At 64.9% G+C, this 17,533-nt stretch carries 21 protein-coding genes; 14 read left to right on the top strand and 7 right to left on the bottom strand.

The window, feature by feature from the left end; all coding sequences use genetic code 11:
• Positions 1 to 126: 126 nt before the first annotated feature.
• On the top strand, positions 127 to 642 hold the full coding sequence (locus ACK4TE_RS12890; RefSeq protein WP_409911934.1) for a GrpB family protein: 516 nt from the start codon (positions 127 to 129) through the stop codon (positions 640 to 642).
• Here ACK4TE_RS12890 and ACK4TE_RS12895 read toward each other — a convergent pair.
• The 5 genes from ACK4TE_RS12895 to ACK4TE_RS12915 are packed head-to-tail and all read right to left on the bottom strand — an operon-like array spanning position 639 to position 4,085.
• Positions 639 to 1,040, bottom strand: a complete 402-nt coding sequence (locus ACK4TE_RS12895; RefSeq protein WP_409911935.1) for a PaaI family thioesterase — start codon at positions 1,038 to 1,040, stop codon at positions 639 to 641. The two genes, ACK4TE_RS12890 and ACK4TE_RS12895, sit on opposite strands and share 4 nt — an antisense overlap.
• Positions 1,037 to 1,588, bottom strand: coding sequence for a lipocalin family protein (locus ACK4TE_RS12900; RefSeq protein WP_409911936.1), 552 nt, complete (start codon positions 1,586 to 1,588; stop codon positions 1,037 to 1,039). Before ACK4TE_RS12900 ends, ACK4TE_RS12895 begins: the two co-directional genes overlap by 4 nt.
• The gene (locus ACK4TE_RS12905; protein ID WP_409911937.1) at positions 1,588 to 2,778 is read right to left on the bottom strand and encodes an acyl-CoA dehydrogenase family protein; all 1,191 of its coding nucleotides are present in this window, start codon (positions 2,776 to 2,778) and stop codon (positions 1,588 to 1,590) included. Before ACK4TE_RS12905 ends, ACK4TE_RS12900 begins: the two co-directional genes overlap by 1 nt.
• Positions 2,779 to 2,786: 8 nt before the next feature.
• On the bottom strand, positions 2,787 to 3,242 hold the full coding sequence (locus ACK4TE_RS12910; protein ID WP_409911938.1) for an SAM-dependent methyltransferase: 456 nt from the start codon (positions 3,240 to 3,242) through the stop codon (positions 2,787 to 2,789).
• A gap of 21 nt (positions 3,243 to 3,263) precedes the next feature.
• Positions 3,264 to 4,085 (bottom strand): HpcH/HpaI aldolase/citrate lyase family protein, encoded by an 822-nt coding sequence (locus tag ACK4TE_RS12915; protein WP_409911939.1) that lies wholly within the window; start codon positions 4,083 to 4,085, stop codon positions 3,264 to 3,266.
• Between the two features lie 111 nt (positions 4,086 to 4,196).
• Here ACK4TE_RS12915 and ACK4TE_RS12920 point away from each other — a divergent pair, with 111 nt between their 5' ends.
• From ACK4TE_RS12920 to ACK4TE_RS12955, 8 genes are all read left to right on the top strand, one after another.
• Positions 4,197 to 4,697: a pentapeptide repeat-containing protein gene (locus tag ACK4TE_RS12920; RefSeq protein ID WP_409911940.1), complete on the top strand. Its 501-nt coding sequence runs from the start codon at positions 4,197 to 4,199 to the stop codon at positions 4,695 to 4,697.
• A 35-nt stretch (positions 4,698 to 4,732) separates the two neighbouring features.
• Complete coding sequence (locus ACK4TE_RS12925) at positions 4,733 to 7,441, top strand: helicase-related protein (protein ID WP_409911941.1); 2,709 nt, start codon at positions 4,733 to 4,735, stop codon at positions 7,439 to 7,441.
• Positions 7,438 to 7,737 (top strand): RNA-binding S4 domain-containing protein, encoded by a 300-nt coding sequence (locus tag ACK4TE_RS12930; protein WP_409911942.1) that lies wholly within the window; start codon positions 7,438 to 7,440, stop codon positions 7,735 to 7,737. The genes ACK4TE_RS12925 and ACK4TE_RS12930 overlap by 4 nt, the downstream gene beginning before the upstream one ends.
• Positions 7,734 to 8,180, top strand: coding sequence for a TerB family tellurite resistance protein (locus ACK4TE_RS12935; protein ID WP_409911943.1), 447 nt, complete (start codon positions 7,734 to 7,736; stop codon positions 8,178 to 8,180). The genes ACK4TE_RS12930 and ACK4TE_RS12935 overlap by 4 nt, the downstream gene beginning before the upstream one ends.
• A gap of 100 nt (positions 8,181 to 8,280) precedes the next feature.
• The gene (fdxA, locus tag ACK4TE_RS12940; RefSeq protein WP_409911944.1) at positions 8,281 to 8,622 is read left to right on the top strand and encodes a ferredoxin FdxA; all 342 of its coding nucleotides are present in this window, start codon (positions 8,281 to 8,283) and stop codon (positions 8,620 to 8,622) included.
• A gap of 326 nt (positions 8,623 to 8,948) precedes the next feature.
• A complete protein-coding gene (locus ACK4TE_RS12945; RefSeq protein ID WP_409911945.1) occupies positions 8,949 to 9,473 on the top strand; it encodes a CarD family transcriptional regulator in 525 nt (174 codons plus the stop codon).
• A 119-nt stretch (positions 9,474 to 9,592) separates the two neighbouring features.
• On the top strand, positions 9,593 to 9,997 hold the full coding sequence (locus tag ACK4TE_RS12950; RefSeq protein ID WP_409911946.1) for a GFA family protein: 405 nt from the start codon (positions 9,593 to 9,595) through the stop codon (positions 9,995 to 9,997).
• Positions 9,998 to 10,200: 203 nt separating this feature from the next.
• Positions 10,201 to 10,470, top strand: coding sequence for a hypothetical protein (locus ACK4TE_RS12955; protein WP_409911947.1), 270 nt, complete (start codon positions 10,201 to 10,203; stop codon positions 10,468 to 10,470).
• A 13-nt stretch (positions 10,471 to 10,483) separates the two neighbouring features.
• Here ACK4TE_RS12955 and ACK4TE_RS12960 read toward each other — a convergent pair whose 3' ends face one another.
• Positions 10,484 to 10,900, bottom strand: coding sequence for a VOC family protein (locus tag ACK4TE_RS12960; protein WP_409911948.1), 417 nt, complete (start codon positions 10,898 to 10,900; stop codon positions 10,484 to 10,486).
• Between the two features lie 81 nt (positions 10,901 to 10,981).
• On the opposite strand from ACK4TE_RS12960, the gene soxR reads away from it, so the two are divergent.
• The gene (gene soxR / locus ACK4TE_RS12965; RefSeq protein WP_409911949.1) at positions 10,982 to 11,434 is read left to right on the top strand and encodes a redox-sensitive transcriptional activator SoxR; all 453 of its coding nucleotides are present in this window, start codon (positions 10,982 to 10,984) and stop codon (positions 11,432 to 11,434) included.
• Here the strand turns inward: soxR and ACK4TE_RS12970 are convergent.
• Positions 11,431 to 12,999: a long-chain-fatty-acid--CoA ligase gene (locus ACK4TE_RS12970; protein ID WP_409911950.1), complete on the bottom strand. Its 1,569-nt coding sequence runs from the start codon at positions 12,997 to 12,999 to the stop codon at positions 11,431 to 11,433. The genes soxR and ACK4TE_RS12970 overlap by 4 nt on opposite strands.
• Positions 13,000 to 13,172: 173 nt before the next feature.
• Here ACK4TE_RS12970 and ACK4TE_RS12975 point away from each other — a divergent pair, with 173 nt between their 5' ends.
• The 4 genes from ACK4TE_RS12975 to ACK4TE_RS12990 are packed head-to-tail and all read left to right on the top strand — an operon-like array spanning position 13,173 to position 17,488.
• Positions 13,173 to 14,834 carry an SUMF1/EgtB/PvdO family nonheme iron enzyme gene (locus tag ACK4TE_RS12975; RefSeq protein ID WP_409911951.1) on the top strand — a complete coding sequence of 554 codons (1,662 nt, stop codon included), beginning with the start codon at positions 13,173 to 13,175 and terminating at the stop codon, positions 14,832 to 14,834.
• 46 nt (positions 14,835 to 14,880) lie between these two features.
• On the top strand, positions 14,881 to 16,167 hold the full coding sequence (locus tag ACK4TE_RS12980) for a glutamate-5-semialdehyde dehydrogenase (protein ID WP_409911952.1): 1,287 nt from the start codon (positions 14,881 to 14,883) through the stop codon (positions 16,165 to 16,167).
• Positions 16,167 to 16,751 carry a nicotinate-nucleotide adenylyltransferase gene (locus ACK4TE_RS12985; protein ID WP_409911953.1) on the top strand — a complete coding sequence of 195 codons (585 nt, stop codon included), beginning with the start codon at positions 16,167 to 16,169 and terminating at the stop codon, positions 16,749 to 16,751. Before ACK4TE_RS12980 ends, ACK4TE_RS12985 begins: the two co-directional genes overlap by 1 nt.
• On the top strand, positions 16,748 to 17,488 hold the full coding sequence (locus ACK4TE_RS12990) for a HesA/MoeB/ThiF family protein (protein ID WP_409911954.1): 741 nt from the start codon (positions 16,748 to 16,750) through the stop codon (positions 17,486 to 17,488). Before ACK4TE_RS12985 ends, ACK4TE_RS12990 begins: the two co-directional genes overlap by 4 nt.
• Positions 17,489 to 17,533 lie beyond the last annotated feature (45 nt).

The following is a 17,533-nucleotide window of genomic DNA, read 5'->3' on the forward strand; positions in this document are numbered from 1 at the left end:
GGCGCCGTGCGCCTGCACGAACTTGACCTTGAAGGGCGCGCAAATGCGCTGATCAGTATTGCCGATCCTGCGCATCAGGCCGCTTTGGCGAACGCCTGGGACGAGATGCGGCGGGGGATGTGAAGCGTGGTGCGCCTTCTTCGCCCCTATGATCCCATCTGGCCGCACGCCTTCGAGGCGGAAGCATTCGAAATACAAAAGAGGCTTGGTGACGTCGCCCACGCAATTCATCACATCGGCAGCACCTCGGTTCTCGGGATGATCGCCAAGCCTGTCATCGACATTCTTGTCGAGGCGGAAAGCCTTGCCGCAATTGATGCAGCTTCAGACCCGATGGCGGACGCGGGCTACGAAGTCCGCGGCGAGTATGGTATTGCTGGGCGTCGTTACTTCAGCCGCAATGGGGACCCGGGATTCCATGTGCACACATTTGAAGCCGGAACCGAAAACGCCATTCGCCATCTGGCCTTCAGAGACTATTTGCGCGCCAAGCCGGAGGTCGCACAAGCATATGCCGCTCTGAAACTTTCGCTCGCAGATGCACTAGGCAATCTGCCTGCAGATTATCCGGACAGGAAAGCTGCCTTTGTGGCTCAGACAGAACGGGCGGCGCTCGTGTTTGCGGCAGACAGAGGGCGCTAGAGATTAAGCTGCGTTTGCGTTGTCAGCGCGATCAGCTTGCCATCTGCGTTTTCGATGCGCGTTTGCCAGACCTGCAGGCGGCGGCCGATGCTGACGGGTTCGGCCGTGGCGGTGAGCACGGTGCCAATCGGCGCGCCGGCGATGAGGTTGGTCTTGCTCTCGGTCGTCGTCGTGCCCTTTGCGCCTTCCGGCAGGTTGAGGAATGCGGCGACCGCGCCGGCACAATCGGCGAGCGTCATCAGGAAACCGCCATGCGCGATGCCGCCTGCCGTGCAGCAGTCCGGCGCGACGGTGACTTCCGCGCGCACGCGGTTTGGAGCGGCTTGCGTGAACTTCAATCCGGCCTTGACGGCGAATGGCATGGAGGCGGCAAGCGCATCAAGGCGGGGATCACTCATTTCTGCTCGGTTTCCTTAAGCATAGAGAGGTCATAACCCTGCGCCTGTGCGGCGGCGTCCAGCACGGCGCGCGTTTCCGGCGTGATCACCGGCGTGCGGGAGAGGTACCAGAGGAAGCGTCCCGACGGCTCGCCCACGACAGCGTGCTGATAGTCCGTATCCAGATAGATGACCCAATAGTTGCCCTGTCCCGGCAGCAGAGGGATCGGTGAGAAGTTCACGAACAGGCGCGCGCCGTTAGAGCCATCCATGACACGGGCCACCGCCGAGGCGGAACGCGGATTCCCATCCTTCGTGCCGAAGCGGCAGGTGTTGAGCACATTCACCCGGCCATCATCGCGCAGCGTGTATTCAGCCGTGGTGCCCTCGCAATTCTTCTGGAAGCTCGTCGGATAGCGGGCGATCTCGTACCAGAGGCCCATATAACGGGTGACTTCGACGGCAGGCACAGCCTGCAATTCCGGCGCATCCTTGGCCCGCCCTGATGGTCCGGCAATGCAGGCGGTAATCAGGGGCGCTATCAGCAATGTCGTCAGCAGGCGGAGCATCAGGCGGGATTCCTTTTTATTAGCTGCTTGGCTATGATGATGCGCTGAAGCTCGTTGGTGCCTTCACCGATGCAGAGCAGCGGCGCGTCGCGGTAGAGACGCTCCAGCACCAGTTCGGTGGAATAGCCATAGCCGCCATGGATGCGCATCGCTTCAGTGGAGACTTCGAGCGCGGTTTCCGAGGCGAACCATTTCGCCATGCCCGCTTCCATATCAACGCGCTCACCGGAATCATAGGCGCGGGCAGCGTCCTCCACCAGCAGTTCGGCGGCGCGCGTCTTCGCCGCCATCTCGCCGAGTTTCAGCTGGATCGCCTGATGCTCACAGATCGGCTTGCCCATCGTCTGGCGGATCTGGGAATAGGACACGCTTTCACGCAGCGCCCGGCGCGCAATGCCGACACCCCTCGCGGCGATGTTGATACGGCCGAGCTCCAGCCCGCCGGTCGCCATGTAGAAGCCCTCCCCTTCCTTGCCGCCGACAAGGCAGAGGTCTGCATCGCACTCATAATCCTCAAAGATGAACTCGCCGGAATCGATGCCCTTGTAGCCGAGCTTGCCGAGCTTCCTGCCATTGCGCACGCCTGGCAGCGGCGCGCGTGTCTCGGGATCGATCTTCGGCACGATCAGCATCGACATGCCCCGGTGGCGCGGCACGGCGTCCGGGTCAGTCTTCACCAGCAGCGCAACGCAGTGGCCTTCGATGGCGTTCGAAATCCAGGTCTTTGTTCCGTTCACGACATATCTGTCGCCCTTGCGCTTGGCCACAGTGCGGATGCCCTGCAGGTCAGACCCTGCATCCGGTTCCGTGAGCCCAAGGCCGCCGCGCATCTCGCCGCTGGCAAACTTCGGCAACCAGTATTCCTTCTGCCGGTCAGTCCCGTACTTCTGCACGATGATCGCCATCATCATGTGGGTGTTGAAGATGCCGGTCAGGCTCATCCACTCTTCAGAGATAAGCGAGACGATGCGGGTATAGGTCGTTGCCGACAGGCCGAGGCCGCCATAGTCCGGATGCACGAGCGCGCCGAAGAGGCCGAGCTCCGTCATATCGGCGACGAGGTCGGCCGGCCACTCATTGTCATGCTCGAGCTTCAGCGCGACCGGGGCCACCTTCTTCTCCAGCCAGCGGCGGATGGTGTCGAGAATCTGGCGCTCGTCGGCTTCGGAAAGGTGTGCAGTGTCGGCCATGAATACTCCTACCAGTAATCCTTCATCAGCTCGCCGGCCCAATCCGGTTGGCGGATATTGCCTCGCGGAAGGAATTCGCGCATCACGGGCTTGATGTCGAGGATGGGCGTTGCGTCAATGGCGTCAAGGCCCTGCACCTCGATCTCCCGGCCATTCACCGACAGGATGCGGCAGACGCTAACGCCAATGCGGTTCGGCCGGTTCTTGCCGCGCTGGGCGAAGATGCCGGCGCGGGGCCAGTCCGGATTGCCGCGCGGATGGCGCGCGCCGGTTTCAACCTTGTTGTCCGGCACCAGGTGGAAATGGAAGATGATCTCGGCATGGCTGAAGGTATCAAGCCCCATCAGGGCTTCGTCCGGCAAATGATCTGCCAGCACGATCCGGGCCCGCTCGCGGTCCCACTGGTCATCTTCGGCTACCGCCCGACCTCCTTTCACAAACGCAACCGGCTGGATGGAGATCATGGCGATGTTCCTTTCCTCGCTTCAGGAGGATCTATGTCTCGAGAGCAGGCGCTCCGCCGCGAGCACGACCGGGCGGTCGATCATCTTGCCCTTGTGGAGGAAGGCGCCCGTACCGGCGGTCTGCGCTGCCTCAACAAGGGCGCGCGCCTCGGTGAGTTCGTCTGGCGAGGGTGTAAAGGCAGCGTTCACGGCCGGAACCTGATCCGGATGGATGCAGGCGCGGCCGGAAAAGCCGAGGGCTTTGGCCTTGCGTGTTGTGGCGGTAAGCGCCTCTGTGTCACCAGCGGCTAGGGCAGGCACGTCATAGGCCGGCACACCGGCAGCGCCCGCGGCGGCGGCGATCAGACCCCGCGCGGTCAGCAATGCGTCCCAGTCATTGAGGTCGGCGCCCGTGGCGGCGGAATAATCGACCCCGCCGAACAGGAGCCCGCCATTTGCTTCGCCTGCGATGGCATGGACGTTTGCCAGCGCGCGGCCGCTCTCGATGATGGCGATGAGGTTGACCTTGCGACCGATGGCTTCGCGGACGATTTCGAGATCGACCGGCGTTTCGACTTTCGGCACGACAAAGAAATCCGCGCGCTGCGATCCTGCAGACCCCGCGATGGCGGCAATGTCGGCGCAGCCGGCGGCGGTGCGCGGCGAGTTGATGCGGATGCCGAGGCCTGCGCCGCGCCAGTTGCTGACCCAGGTGAGTGTCTCGCTGCGCGCGCGTGTCTTGTCTTCCGGCAGGACGGCGTCTTCCAGATCGATGATCACCGCGTCGGCGCCAGCAGCCACTGCCTTGCCGAACCGGTCGGCGCGCGAGCCGGGCACGAACAGAAGTGAGCGATAGGCGGGCATGCGCTTTCGGTAGTGGAGCGCCCCGTCCCGGTCAATCCGGCATGCCGGGAGAAGATTGGCAGGCCGGGCAAATCACCTCAGGGATTACAGGAGGTTTTAGGAGGCTCCGGTTTGGACACGATCCGGTCTATAGGCAGGGACAAGCAGGCGGCGCTCAGCCCGACAGGCCTTCGCGGCGCAGCGCTGTTGCAGCAGGATTTCCTGAATGCCGACCTGACCGGCATGGACCTTTCCGGCGCAACCTTCCGGGACTGCGAACTGCGCGCCGCTGTGCTTGACTGGGTAAACCTTGAAGGCGCGCGGCTCGACTATGCGCGGCTGATGTCAGCCTCCTTCCGGCATGCGCACTTGCGGGCCGCCTCAATGCGCCATGCCAATCTCAAGGGCGCGGACCTCGCCTTCGCGTCGCTGGTCGGGGCGGACCTGACCGGTGCCTGCCTGCGCGGCGCGCGCCTGGCCGGCGCCAATCTCTGCGGGGCCACCTGCCTCTGGAGCGATGCGGAGGGCGCTGTCCTTGAAGGCGCACTCTATGATGGCGCGACGCTGCTTCCACCGGGCCTGCGCCCGGAAGCCGAGGGCATGATCCGCCGCGCGCAGTGCGGCAGAGCTTGACTTAAGCCCGCCGCGTCCCCACCCCTTCCCCGCACATGACCACGCTCAAGGCCATTCTCGGCCCCACCAATACCGGCAAAACCCATTATGCCATCGAGCGCATGCTGGCGCATGGCACCGGCATGATCGGCCTGCCGCTGCGCCTGCTGGCGCGCGAAGTGTATGACCGCGTCGTCGCCGCCAAGGGCTATGCTGCCGCCGCGCTGCTGACGGGCGAGGAACGCATCGCGCCGCCGACCGCGCGCTATTTCGTCTGCACCGTGGAATCGATGCCGGTGGATGTGCGCGCCGATTTCGTCGCCATCGATGAAATCCAGCTCGCGGAGGATGAAGACCGCGGCCACATCTTCACGGACCGTATCCTCAACATGCGCGGCAATCACGAGACATTGCTGCTCGGCGCAGACACGATGCGTGGCTTGCTGAAGGAATTAAAGCTCGGCGCCGAAACGGAACCGCGCCCGCGCTTTTCCGAGCTGCGCTATGCCGGCCATGCCAAGATCACCAAGCTGCCGAAGCGCACCGCAATTGTCGGGTTCAGCGCAGATGAAGTCTACGCCATTGCCGAACTGCTCCGCAGGCAGAAAGGTGGCGCGGCGGTCGTGATGGGCGCGCTCAGCCCGCGCACGCGCAATGCGCAGGTGGCGATGTACCAGTCGCGCGAGGTCGACTATATCGTTGCGACAGACGCCATCGGCATGGGCCTCAATCTTGATGTCGACCGCGTCGTGTTTGCCTCACGCTCGAAGTTTGACGGGCGCCGCCACCGCGCGCTGACGCTGGCTGAGTGCGGACAGATCGCAGGCCGCGCCGGGCGCTTCCGCACCGATGGCGAGTTCGGCGAGACGGGAAACTGCCCGGCCTTCAAGGAAGAGGAATGGAAAGCCATCGAGGCGCACCGGTTCGATCCGGTCGACGCGGTCCAGTGGCGGAGTTCGGCGCTGGACTTTGCCAGCCTGAAGTCGCTCATTCGCTCGCTGGAGCGGCCTTCGGGCAATCCGGTGCTGATCCATAATCCGCACGCGCTGGATGAATGGGTGCTGCGCCGCATGGGCGAGGATGCGGGCATCGGGCCGAATGTCAGCGGCGAGCGCAAGGTGCGCCGCCTCTGGGACCTCGCGCGCCTGCCGGATTTCCGCAAGGCCGGCCCGGAAGGCCATGGCCGCCTCGTGCTCGGCCTTGCCGAAACGCTCGCCGACCCGGATGCGCGCCTCTCGGACGCCGGCCTCGAGCGGCGGATGGACGACCTCGCCTCGACCCGCGGCGACATTGCCAAACTGCAACAACGCCTCGCCGCCATCCGCACCTGGACCTATGCCGCCCACCGTCCGGACTGGCTTGAAAACCCTGCCTACTGGCAGGACAAAACACGGGAGATTGAAGACTCCCTGTCAGACGCGCTACACGAAGCGCTGACGGCCCGCTTTGTCGACCGGCGCACCACCGCGCTGCTCGCCAGTCTGAGGAAGGAAGACGCGCTCGTGACGGAACTGACGCCGGATGGCGATGTGACTGTGGAAGGCCACATCGTGGGCAGGCTGCACGGCCTGACCTTCGAGCCGGTCGTGGATACCCGCACCCTTGAGGGAAAGGCTGTACGCGGAGCAGCGCTCGCCGCGATCCGCCCGCTGCTGAGCCAGCGCCTTGCAGAAATCGTCTCGGCGCCTGCCGAGGCGTTCAAGCTCACCGAAGCTGCAGAGATCGAATACAAGGGCGCCCCGGTCGCGCGCCTTGCGAAGGGTGCGCAATGGATGTCGCCGCGCATTGAACTGATCGGCGCCGTCGAGGCTGACGCCTCCGAGCGCCAGCCTGCGCACGCCCGGATCGAAGGCTGGGCGCGCGCCGAGATCGGCCGCGTTCTGCCTGCCCATGCCGGCCTTGCCTATGCCAAATCCGGCGAGACGCTTGAAGGCGTCCTGCGCGGTCTTGCCTTCCGCATCCTGGAAAGCGGCGCGGCCGTTGATCTGCGTACGGATGAACATTCACCCCGCCTCAGCCCCGAGCAGCGCGAAGCGCTCAAGGCCGTCGGCGTGCGTGCAGGACGTGTCGCCGCCTATGTGCCGGATGCACAGAAGCCGGCCGCTCAGAAGATGATCGCCATCCTGAAAGCCATCGATACCAGCACGGAATATCCGCTGGCGCCGGAAGGCGCCGGGTCGTTCGCGCTCGACGGCACCTGGCCGGATGAAGCGCTGGTGGCCAATGGCTATCTCCGCTTCGGGCGCCGCGCGGTGCGGGCAGACCTTGCCGAACGCCTGGGCTGGGAGCTTTCCAAACGCCGCAAGGATGCCGGCAAGGCCGTTTTCGAGATCCCGATCGACCTCGCCTCGGTTGTTTCCTGCCCAGCCGAGGACTGGCCGGCGGTGCTGAAAGGTTTCGGCATCGCGCCGGCAGAGAAACATCCGGAGACCGGCGCGGTGACGCTCTGGCGGTTCATTGCGCGGGCCCGTCCGGATACGGAGGATCGACCGGCACGCCGCGAGCGTGCCCCGAAGACCGCCTCAGCCCCTGCTCCCGCCGGCGGAGCCCGTCCGCCGCGCGAGGATCGCCGCCCGAAAGGCCCGCGCCCGCCGCAGCCCGAGCGCCGCGCAAAACCGGTCGACCCGAACAGCCCCTTCGCGGCCCTTGCCGCCCTGCTGCCGCCGCCCAAACCTCCAAAGCCCGCGCCGAAGAAACAGCCCCGGCCTGACCGTCCCAAACAGGACGCCGCCGACGCAGCCTTCCGGTACCGCCCGTTCAGATGACGGACGAACCGGATGACGGCGTCAGCGTACGCCTCGATGTCTGGCTCTGGCGCGCCCGCTTCTTCCGCACGCGGGCCCTGTCTGCTGAACATGTGCGGAAATCCGGAGTGCGCCTCTCCCATGCCGGCCTGATCCGGCGCACCGACAAGCCCGGCGCCACGCTCGCGGCAGGCGACATCGTGACATTCGGCAAGGGTGCGAATATCCTGACGGTTGAAGTGCTTGACCTCGGAACACGCCGGGGCCCGGCGGATGAGGCGCGGTCGCTCTACCGGCCGCTGGAGGCGGGTCCATGATGAAGTCCCTGAAAAAGCTGTTCACCCCGAAGACACCGGCGGAGCAGACGATGCCGGCCGAGATAGCCGTCGGAGCGCTTCTGGTCGAGGCGGCACTGGTCGACGGGGTCTATGTGAACATCGAAAGCGACATGATCGCCGAGATCCTGCTCGAATCCTTCAACTTCGATGCCAGCAAAGCCGACGATGTACTCGCCCAGGCCGAAGCCCTCGCCGAAGAGGCGGTCGGCAGCCACCAGTTCACCCGCCACGCGAAAAAGCTGCCGCTGGAAGACCGGATCAAGGTGATCGAGGCGATCTACCGGGTCGTCCTGTCGGACGGCGAGCGTTCGGATGTCGAGGATGCCTATGTCCGCCATGTGGCGGGCCTGCTGCATGTCGACGATGTGCAGCGCGCCGGCGCCCGCCAGCGCGCCGAAGCGCGCACTTCCGCGCCGGATTGAGCGATTCTTCATGCGCCGTTGAGCCTGCCGCATTGACACTGCCCGGCGCCGCCGCCAATTGGCTGGCCTCACGATTGGACCAAACGAGACTTTCCGCCCCATGACCTATATCGTCGTCGATGCCTGCATCCGCTGCAAATACATGGACTGCGTCGAGGTCTGCCCGGTCGACTGTTTCTATGAGGGCGAGAACATGCTCGTCATCCATCCGGATGAGTGCATCGATTGCGGCGTCTGCGAGCCGGAATGCCCGGTCGAGGCGATCAAGCCGGATACCGAAGATGATCCGGACGGCAAATGGCTGAAGCTGAACTCCGAATACGCCAAGGTCTGGCCGAACATCACCCGGATGAAGGAACCCCCGGCAGACCGGGAAGAATTCGCCCAGCAGACCGGAAAGCTGGAAAAGTTCTTCAGCCCCAATCCCGGCACCGGCGACTGAGCCGACTGTCATGGTCTGTAAATTTTTACAGACACCCGGTTTGATTGGCCTGAAGCACCCCGATTCTCGCCTCTCCGGGCCGGCTTCACCTGCAGCTGCTACAGGCCCGATGGTACCCCAAATCTTAACGAGGGGCTTGATTCCATTTCGTTTACCTTTTGACGCCGCCTGCGCGCACCTGTTGTAAATCCGCCATTTTCATGCTATGTCCGCATCCTGATCAATAATCCTAGAGAAGCGGGAAATCCTAACTCAGTCCTATTTGCAGGAACTGGGATCGGGATCGCATCGCTTTCGTGCGTGTAGAAAAAAGGGTCAATCCAGATATGGCGAAAAAAGCAGAAGCTCGGGCACTGGCGTTCGAGGTCGGGCAAAGCGTTGTCTATCCGGCCCACGGCGTCGGCAAGATCACGGCTGTTGAAAAGCAGACCGTCGCGGGCATGGCGCTTGAGGTCTATGTCGTGGCTTTCGACCAGGACAAGATGATCCTGCGTGTGCCGACCAACCGCGCCGAAGCCTCGGGCATGCGCGCGCTCGCCGGCTCGAAACTGGTGGACGACGCCCTGAAAACCCTTGGCGGCAAGGCCCGCATCAAGCGCACCATGTGGTCACGCCGCGCTCAGGAATACGAAGCCAAGATCAACTCGGGCGACCTGATCTCGATCGCGGAAGTCGTGCGCGACCTGCACCGCGGGGATGACCAGCCGGAACAGTCCTACTCGGAGCGCCAGCTCTATGAGAGCGCGCTGGACCGGATGGCCCGCGAGCTCGCCGCTGTCGAGAATATCGACAAGGGCAAGGCGATGGAAAAGCTCGCCAAGTCGCTGGCAAAGAAGAAAGTGGCCGCCTGAATCCGGGCTGAGCCAGAGTAAATACGCAAGCCCCGCCGGAAACGGCGGGGTTTTTCTTTGACTTCGGATGAAGGATCAGGCATTTTGAACAAAACATGAACATCATAAGGAGGGGTTTCATGCCCATAGTCGGCGGCTGCCAGTGCGGCGAGGTGCGGTATGAACTTTCGGCGGCGCCGGACCGGGTGTCGATCTGTCATTGCCGGGACTGCCAGAGGAGTTCCGGCGCGCCGATGGTCGCCTGGGCGATGATGCCGGCGGAACGCTTCCATCTCACCAAGGGTACGCCGCGCGCGGTCAATTCCTCCGGCGACAGCTGGCGCTATTTCTGCGGCCAGTGCGGGACCGGCCTCTACTATATCAACGAGACCTTCCTGCCCGGCCTGATCGACGTTCAATCGGTCACGCTGGATGATCCCGCCGCCTTCCCGCCCGGCGCCCGCGTGCAGACCGCCGAGCAACCCCCGTGGACAGATGATATCGTCGGCATGATGGCCTTCGAGCGGTATCCGCCCATCGGATAGAGCGCTTCAAACCATCTATCCCTAACGCAATGGCCGCCGGGCTTAACCAAGCCGCCCGCAACCCTTGCCCCTGTTAACCATGTTCAAATCCCTTCAGGGCACCTTTCATCCGTTGCCGGACGATCCGGCAGGTGATGCCCGCAAGCTGACACGGGGGATAACCTCCGGCGGGGCGCGGCGAAGGTGTTCAGGGAAGAACGATCATGGCCTATTCAGATATACCCGTCGCGCCCGGCGTCCTGCTCGGCGCCCATTCGCAGCCCGACGATCTATACCGCGCAGGCCTCGCCTACGCGACCGGCACAGGCGCCGAGATCAACTATGTCGAAGCCCACAAATGGTTCAACCTCGCCGCCGTCCGCGGCCATGAGGACGCCAAGGCGCACCGCCAGGACATGGCGGAACTGCTCAGCTCCGACGAAGTCAAACTGGCCCTCCAGGCTGCCCGCGACTGGCTGAAGCTGGCGCACTGAGCGCCGGCTACGGTTACACGCTCGCCTCATACACCGGCGCATAGCAGACGACTTCAAACTCGATATTACTCTCGTCGAAGAAATAGAACCGGCGGCCGGGCTCATAGTCGTCATGCCCGAACGGCGCAAAGCCTGCAGCGCGCACCTTCGTCTCGATGGCGACGAGATCGCTGACCTCGATGCCGATATGGTTCAGCGGCACACCTTTCTCGAACCGCTGCGGGCACCCTGCCCCCACCGGCGGCGAATAGAGCGCCAGATAGTGATCGCGCGAGCCGACATGCACGGTATGCCCGCCGCTCATCGCCTTGCCGCGCCAGCGCACCTGCCAACCGAACACCTGCTCGAAGATGCGCGCCGTATGCTCCGAATCCGGAACAGTAATGTTGACATGCTCAATGCGGGCGGGACGCGGATTTGCCTGTGTCATGGCGATTTCCCTTTCAGGGTAGTGGTGGCCTGACACCTTTGCTACAATCTCAAGTCCACTTGAGATCAAGCGAAAAATTGGATGACCCTGAAACATACCGACATCCTGACCATCGGCCAACTCGCAGCGCGCACCGGCGTCGCTGTCTCCGCGCTTCGGTACTATGAGGAACGCGGCCTGATCCGCTCCCTGCGCAGCGGCGGGCGCCACCGGCGGTTCCTGCGCTCGGATATCCGCCGCGTCTCCTTCATCCGCATTGCGCAGTCGCTCGGCCTCAGCATCGCTGACCTTGCCGACGCTTTCGCAGGCCTGCCAGATCAGCGCACGCCGAACGCCGCCGACTGGCGCCGCATCAGTGCGGGCATCCGCGATGAACTCGACCGGAAGATCGCCGAACTTGCCAACATGCGCGATCGGCTGGACGGCTGTATCGGCTGCGGCTGCCTGTCACTCAAACGCTGCACGCTCGCCAACCCCGCTGACGAAGCAAACATAGCAGGGCCGGGGCCGCGCTTCATCACCACCGGCGATTAGCCAACGCGGCGCGTATGGCCCTTCCAGTAGGGCTCGCGCAGATCCTTGCGCAGGATCTTGCCGGAGGGGTTTCTTGGCAGCGCGTCGATGAAGTCGACCGATTTCGGCGCCTTGTATCCGGCGATGCGTTCCTTTGCCCAGGCGATGATACTCTCCGCAGACGGATCTTCGCCCGGCTTCTTCACGACGATGGCTTTCACCGCCTCGCCCCATTTCTCGTCCGGCACGCCGATCACGGCGACATCGGCCACGCCCGGCGCTCCGAAGATCGCGTTCTCGACTTCCGCCGGATAGACGTTCTCGCCGCCGGAGACGATCATGTCCTTCACGCGGTCATGGATGTAGAGGAAGCCTTCCTCATCGAAATATCCGGCATCGCCCGTATGGAAGAACCCGTCGCGCACTGCCTCGGCGGTGGCCTCCGCACGGTTCCAGTAGCCCTTCATCACGAAGCCAGACTTGATCACGATCTCGCCGACCTCGCCGGTCTTCACCGGTTTGCCGTCGCCATCGACCACGCGCACCACGGCCCCCGGCCACGGCACACCGCACGAGCGCAGCTTGCCCCAGGACGGGTCATGCGCCTCCGGCGGCAGGAACGTGCCTGCGCCCACCGTCTCCGTCAGTCCGTAAAGCTGCGTGAAGCGCGCGCCCATGATCTCCACCGCGGTGCGCAGCAGCGCTTCGGATATCGGCGAGGCGCCATAGAACACCTGTTTCAGGCTGGAGAAATCCGTCTCCCGGATGTTCGGCTGCTGCGTCAGCATCAGGATCACCGCCGGTACCCAGAAAGCGTGCGCAATCTTGTGCTCCGGAATCAGTTTCAGGATCAGCTGCGGATCGATATCGCGCAGGATCACCGTCTTCGCGCCCTGCAGGGTCGCAAGAACACCCACATTGACGCCCGCCACATGGAATTGCGGCATCGCGTTCATCACCGCTTCGCCGGCATCATAGCTCGACCATTCAAGCATGCCTGCCTGGGTGAAGAAGGCGCGGTAATTCTCGTTGGTCAGCTGCACGCCTTTCGGCAGGCCGGTCGTCCCGGACGTGTAGAGCTGTATGACATCGTCATCGCCCTCGATCCTCAGGTTCGGATTCTCCGCACGCTGCGCATTGCGCCAGGAGGGGAAAAAGTCCCAGTCATCACGGTCGCCGTCCAGCGTGATGATGCGCTTCAGCTCCGGCAGCTCCGCCTTGATCTGGTCGATCATGGCGTAGAAATCCTTGCCGACGAACAGCACTTTCGCCTTTGCATCCGACAGGATGAACTTCACCTCCGGCGGCGCAAGGCGCGTGTTCACCCCATTCATCACGGCCCGCGCCTTGGCGCAGCCGAAAAGGATTTCGTAATAGACATCGGTGTTCTTCGCGAGATAGCCGATCCGGTCGCCGGGCTGGATGCCGAGCTTTATCAGCCCGGTGGCAATCTGGTTGGAGCGTGTGTCGAGATCGCCATAGCTCGTCGCCTTGCCTTCGAACCAGAGCGCCGTTTCTCCGGGACGGACCTGGGCCTGCACACGCGGAATGTCTGCCAGGTAAGGCATGGCCTCAGTGTCGATCATCGTGTCCTCCCGTTTCTTGTCTCTGGAACTTAAGGCATTTCCCGCCGCTGTCAGCCCCCGCACGGCTTGCGCGCTGCATCCTCCAAACTGCCCCCCTATGGCGGCGCCCTATTCTGTGCAATCGTTTCGCCTGTGGAGCGATTGCGTCAGCACGCCCTGCCGGGGGACATGACATGGCCAGCATCTTTCTATCCTACAGCCGGGCCGACAGGCCGAAGGCACAGCAGATCGCCGAAGCGCTGCAGGGGGAGGGCTTTTCCGTCTGGTGGGACAAGGTGCTGCGCGCCGGCCAGACCTATGATGAAGTGACCGAAGGCATGCTGCGCGACGCCGATGTGGTGATCGTGCTCTGGTCGGCCGTCTCGGTGAAATCGAAATGGGTGCGCGCCGAAGCCACGCTCGGCCAGCGCACCTCCGTGCTCGTGCCCGCGATGATCGAGGATGCCGAACGCCCGATCATGTTCGAGCTTACCCAGTCGGCAGACCTGATCGGCTGGGACGGCGACCGCAGCGATCCGCGCTGGAAGGAATTCGTCGCCGATGTAAGCCGCGCCGCGGAACAGTCCGCCCCACCGCCCGAGGCCGAGGCCGCGCCATCCGCCCCCGGACAAGCGCCGGACATGACGATGGAACTGACCTTCTGGACCTCCATCAAGGACAGCCAGGACAGCGCCGATTTCGAGGCCTACCTCAAACGCTATCCTGACGGTCACTATTCGGACCTCGCCCGCAACCGCATCGCCGCGATCGCGCGGGCAAATGCGCCGAAGCCTGCACCGCCGCCACCGCCCCCTCCGCCTCCTTCCCCACCGCCACAGCCCGCACCTGTGAAAGCCGCCGCCCCGCCGCCGCGCCCGGCCCCGGCACCCGAGCGAAAGCCGGAGAAGAAGAAATCCTCGCCCATCCCGATGATCGCCGGCGGGCTTGCCGCCATCGTGCTCGCGGGCTGGGTCATCGCAAACCTTCTGCCCTCGGAGGATGCCGCCTCGCCGGACACCGCAGAAACGGTTGCCGAAGACCCGCCTGCAACAGAACTGGCCGAACTCGCCGCTCAGCCTGTCCCCGAAGCAGAAGCTCCGCCTACGGAGGTCACACCCGCTGCGCCGGAACCTGAGCCACCACATTCAGACACGGCGCCGCCGGAGGCGCCAGCCTGCGCGGTCTGCCCCGAAACCGTCTCCCTCCCCGGCGGTACGTTCCGCATGGGCTCCCCCGGCACCGAAGCCAGCCGCGAGCCCATCGAAGGCCCCGTGCGCGAGGTCACCCTGAAACCTTTTTCCATCAGCCGCGGCGAAGTTACCGCCGCCGAATGGGCTGCCTGTATTGCCGATGGCGGCTGCAACCGGCATACGCCGCCCGGCGGCGACAGCGCGCAGCTTCCCGTAACGATGGTCTCCTGGCGCGATGCTGAAGCCTACGCATCCTGGCTGTCGAAGAAGACCGGCCAGACATGGCGCCTGCCCACCGAAGCCGAGTGGGAATATGCGGCGCGCGGCGGCACGTCGACCGCCTATTGGTGGGGCGACCGGTATGACGCCGCACTCGCCCCGCGCGACAAGCTGCGCGCTTCTGCTGACCTCGCTCAGAACCCGTTCGGCCTGACCGGCATGCTCGGCAATGCGCGCGAATGGGTGCAGGATTGCTATGTCAACGGTTACACAGATGCGCCTACAGATGGCCGCGCCGTAACCAGCGGCGATTGCAGCCGGCGCGTCGTGCGCGGCGGCTCCTTCCGCAACAACGCCGCCGAAATGCGCAGCGCCAGCCGCGCCCGCATCTCTCTCACCACCCGTGACCGCCAGATCGGCTTCCGGGTCGTGCTTGAGCCGGAGTGAAGCGGGCCTTGCCCTCCCCCCGGCTTTCCGGCACACCCGCGCTGTCATGACCCTTGCCTCGACACCTCCCGATGCGGCGCTCGCCGAAGAGATGCATGCGATGGGCGAACGCGCCCGCGCCGCCTCGCGCGCGCTCGGCCTCGTCTCGGCAGCAGACCGAACGCGCGGCCTGAAAGCCATCGCCGGCATGATCCGCGCCCGCGCGGCGGATATCCTCGCCGCCAATGCCGAGGATATGGCTGCCGCCACCGCCAAGGGCCTCGCCCCCTCGATACTCGACCGTCTGGCGCTGGACGACAAACGCCTCGAAGGCGTGGCCAGCGGAGTCGATGCCATCGCAGAGCTTCCCGATCCCGTCGGCCGCGAACTTGCCCGCTGGACCCGCCCCAACGGGCTCGACATTGCCCGCGTCGCGGTTCCGCTCGGCGTCATCGGCATCATCTATGAGAGCCGTCCGAATGTGACTGCAGATGCCGGTGCACTTTGCCTGCGCTCCGGCAATGCCGCCATCCTGCGCGGCGGCTCGGAAAGCATCCGCTCCTCGCGCGCGCTTGCCGGCGCGATGCGCACCGCACTGAAAGCCGAAGGCCTGCCGGAAGATGCAATCCAGCTCGTCGCCACCACCAACCGCGACGCGGTCGGCCACCTTCTCTCCGGCCTCGGCGGCACGCTGGATGTCATCGTTCCGCGCGGCGGGCGTAGCCTGGTCGAGCGCGTGCAGGCCGAAGCGCGCGTGCCCGTCATCGGCCATCTCGAAGGCCTCTGCCACACCTATGTCCACGCCGCCGCCGATCCGGCGAAAGCCATCGACATCACCTACAATGCCAAGCTCCGCCGCACCGGCGTCTGCGGCTCCACCGAGACGCTGCTGATCGATGCAGAGGTGGCGCCCACGCTCCTTCCTCAGATCGCCGCGAAGCTCATCGAAGGTGGCTGCGAATTGCGCGGCGATGCGCGCGCCCTTTCCATCCTTCCCGGGATTGTTCCGGCTACGGAGGAAGACTGGGCAACGGAATACCTCGCCCCGATCCTCGCCATCGCTGTCGTCGATGGCCTCGAAGGCGCCCTCGCCCATATCACGCGCTGGTCGTCCGGCCACACGGATGCGATCATTACGGAAGACGCGGACGCTGCCGCCACCTTCCTCGCCCGTGTCGACAGCGCCATCGTTCTGCATAACGCCTCCACCCAGTTCGCCGATGGCGGAGAGTTCGGCTTCGGCGGCGAGATCGGCATCGCCACCGGCCGCATCCATGCGCGCGGCCCTGTCGGCGCCGACCAGTTGACCACCTACAAGTACCTCGTGCGCGGCACAGGCCAGGTCCGCCCCTGATGCGCGCCGTCTTGCCCGGCCCCGCTGCCGGCCGCCGCATCGGCCTTCTCGGCGGCAGTTTCAATCCCGCGCATGGCGGCCACCTGCACGTCGCCGAAACCGCCATACGGCGCCTCGCGCTGGACGGCGTCTGGTGGATTGTCGCGCGCGGCAATCCGCTGAAGTCCGCACACGGAGATTTCAACACCCGCCTCGCTTCCGCCCGCGAGATGGCAACATCCCCAGGCATGGCCGTCACCGATATCGAGCGCCAGCTGGACCTCACCTACACGGTCGACACGCTCGTCGCCCTGCAGGCGGCCGAACCGGATGCGCACTTCGTCTGGCTGATGGGCGCTGACAGCGCCGCGGGATTCCACCTCTGGAAAGACTGGGAAGATATTGGCGCCCGTGTGCCCATCGCCGTCGTCTCGCGCCCCGGCACAAGGCTCACGCAGACCCTTCCCTTCGTGCGACGCTTTGCAGACGCCCGCGTGCCCGAGCGCGATGCCCACACCCTGCCCGGCCGCACTCCACCCGCCTGGGTCTACTTGCGCGCGCCCGGCAACATGCTCTCCTCCACCGCGCTGCGAGCTGGCAGATGAGCCTTACGCCGCAGCAACTCGACCGCCATCGCCGCCACATCCTGCTCAAGGAAATCGGCGGCCCCGGCGTGCAGAAGCTCCGCGCCGCTTCGGTCTCCATCATCGGCGCCGGCGCCCTCGGCGGCCCCTGTGCGATGTATCTCGCCGCCGCCGGTGTCGGTCAGATCGAAATATGGGATGATGACACGGTCGAACGCTCCAACCTGCAACGCCAGGTCCAGTTCACGGAAGCCAATGTCGGCCAGAGCAAATCCGAACGCCTCGCCGCGCGCCTGCGCGAGACTGACCCGGATCTTGCGATCACCGCCATTTCCTGCCGCTTCGCTCCTGGCGAGACTCCAACCGGCGCGATCCTCATCGATGCCAGCGACAATTTCGAAACCCGCTTCGCCCTGAACCACCTCGCCCACGCGAGCCACCGGCCCCTCGTGTCCGGCGCCGCCAGCGGCTGGACCGGACAGGTCAGCGTCTTCGCCTCCGGCGTACAGCCCGGCGCGCCCTGCTACCAATGCTGGGTGCCGGAAGCGCCGCCCGCCGCCGAGGCCTGCGAAGAAGTCGGCGTCGCCGGCCCCGTCACCGGCCTCACCGGCAGCGCCATGGCGCTCGAAACCCTGAAACTGATCACCGGCGCCGGCACGCCCCTGATCGGCCGCCTCCTGCTCATCGACGGGCTCAGCGGCGCAGCGCGCACGCTCAACCTGAAGCAGGATCAACAGTGCCCGGTCTGCAAAGCCTGATCTGAGGGTTTGACACCACCGCCCCGGAGGGCGTTATCTCTGACG

The sequence above is a fragment of the Hyphomonas sp. genome (assembly GCF_046313975.1).
In the GTDB taxonomy this organism is placed as follows: Bacteria; Pseudomonadota; Alphaproteobacteria; order Caulobacterales; family Hyphomonadaceae; genus Hyphomonas.

Bases quoted from the DNA above. Each gene is read 5' to 3' on its own strand.
- ACK4TE_RS12895 (WP_409911935.1), bottom strand. From the start codon at position 1,040: ATGAGTGATCCCCGCCTTGATGCGCTTGCCGCCTCCATGCCATTCGCC.
- ACK4TE_RS12900 (WP_409911936.1), bottom strand. From the start codon at position 1,588: ATGCTCCGCCTGCTGACGACATTGCTGATAGCGCCCCTGATTACCGCC.
- ACK4TE_RS12905 (WP_409911937.1), bottom strand. From the start codon at position 2,778: ATGGCCGACACTGCACACCTTTCCGAAGCCGACGAGCGCCAGATTCTC.
- ACK4TE_RS12910 (WP_409911938.1), bottom strand. From the start codon at position 3,242: ATGATCTCCATCCAGCCGGTTGCGTTTGTGAAAGGAGGTCGGGCGGTA.
- ACK4TE_RS12915 (WP_409911939.1), bottom strand. From the start codon at position 4,085: ATGCCCGCCTATCGCTCACTTCTGTTCGTGCCCGGCTCGCGCGCCGAC.
- ACK4TE_RS12925 (WP_409911941.1), top strand. From the start codon at position 4,733: ATGACCACGCTCAAGGCCATTCTCGGCCCCACCAATACCGGCAAAACC.
- ACK4TE_RS12930 (WP_409911942.1), top strand. From the start codon at position 7,438: ATGACGGACGAACCGGATGACGGCGTCAGCGTACGCCTCGATGTCTGG.
- ACK4TE_RS12935 (WP_409911943.1), top strand. From the start codon at position 7,734: ATGATGAAGTCCCTGAAAAAGCTGTTCACCCCGAAGACACCGGCGGAG.
- fdxA (WP_409911944.1), top strand. From the start codon at position 8,281: ATGACCTATATCGTCGTCGATGCCTGCATCCGCTGCAAATACATGGAC.
- ACK4TE_RS12945 (WP_409911945.1), top strand. From the start codon at position 8,949: ATGGCGAAAAAAGCAGAAGCTCGGGCACTGGCGTTCGAGGTCGGGCAA.
- ACK4TE_RS12950 (WP_409911946.1), top strand. From the start codon at position 9,593: ATGCCCATAGTCGGCGGCTGCCAGTGCGGCGAGGTGCGGTATGAACTT.
- ACK4TE_RS12955 (WP_409911947.1), top strand. From the start codon at position 10,201: ATGGCCTATTCAGATATACCCGTCGCGCCCGGCGTCCTGCTCGGCGCC.
- ACK4TE_RS12960 (WP_409911948.1), bottom strand. From the start codon at position 10,900: ATGACACAGGCAAATCCGCGTCCCGCCCGCATTGAGCATGTCAACATT.
- soxR (WP_409911949.1), top strand. From the start codon at position 10,982: ATGACCCTGAAACATACCGACATCCTGACCATCGGCCAACTCGCAGCG.
- ACK4TE_RS12970 (WP_409911950.1), bottom strand. From the start codon at position 12,999: ATGATCGACACTGAGGCCATGCCTTACCTGGCAGACATTCCGCGTGTG.
- ACK4TE_RS12975 (WP_409911951.1), top strand. From the start codon at position 13,173: ATGGCCAGCATCTTTCTATCCTACAGCCGGGCCGACAGGCCGAAGGCA.
- ACK4TE_RS12980 (WP_409911952.1), top strand. From the start codon at position 14,881: ATGACCCTTGCCTCGACACCTCCCGATGCGGCGCTCGCCGAAGAGATG.
- ACK4TE_RS12985 (WP_409911953.1), top strand. From the start codon at position 16,167: ATGCGCGCCGTCTTGCCCGGCCCCGCTGCCGGCCGCCGCATCGGCCTT.
- ACK4TE_RS12990 (WP_409911954.1), top strand. From the start codon at position 16,748: ATGAGCCTTACGCCGCAGCAACTCGACCGCCATCGCCGCCACATCCTG.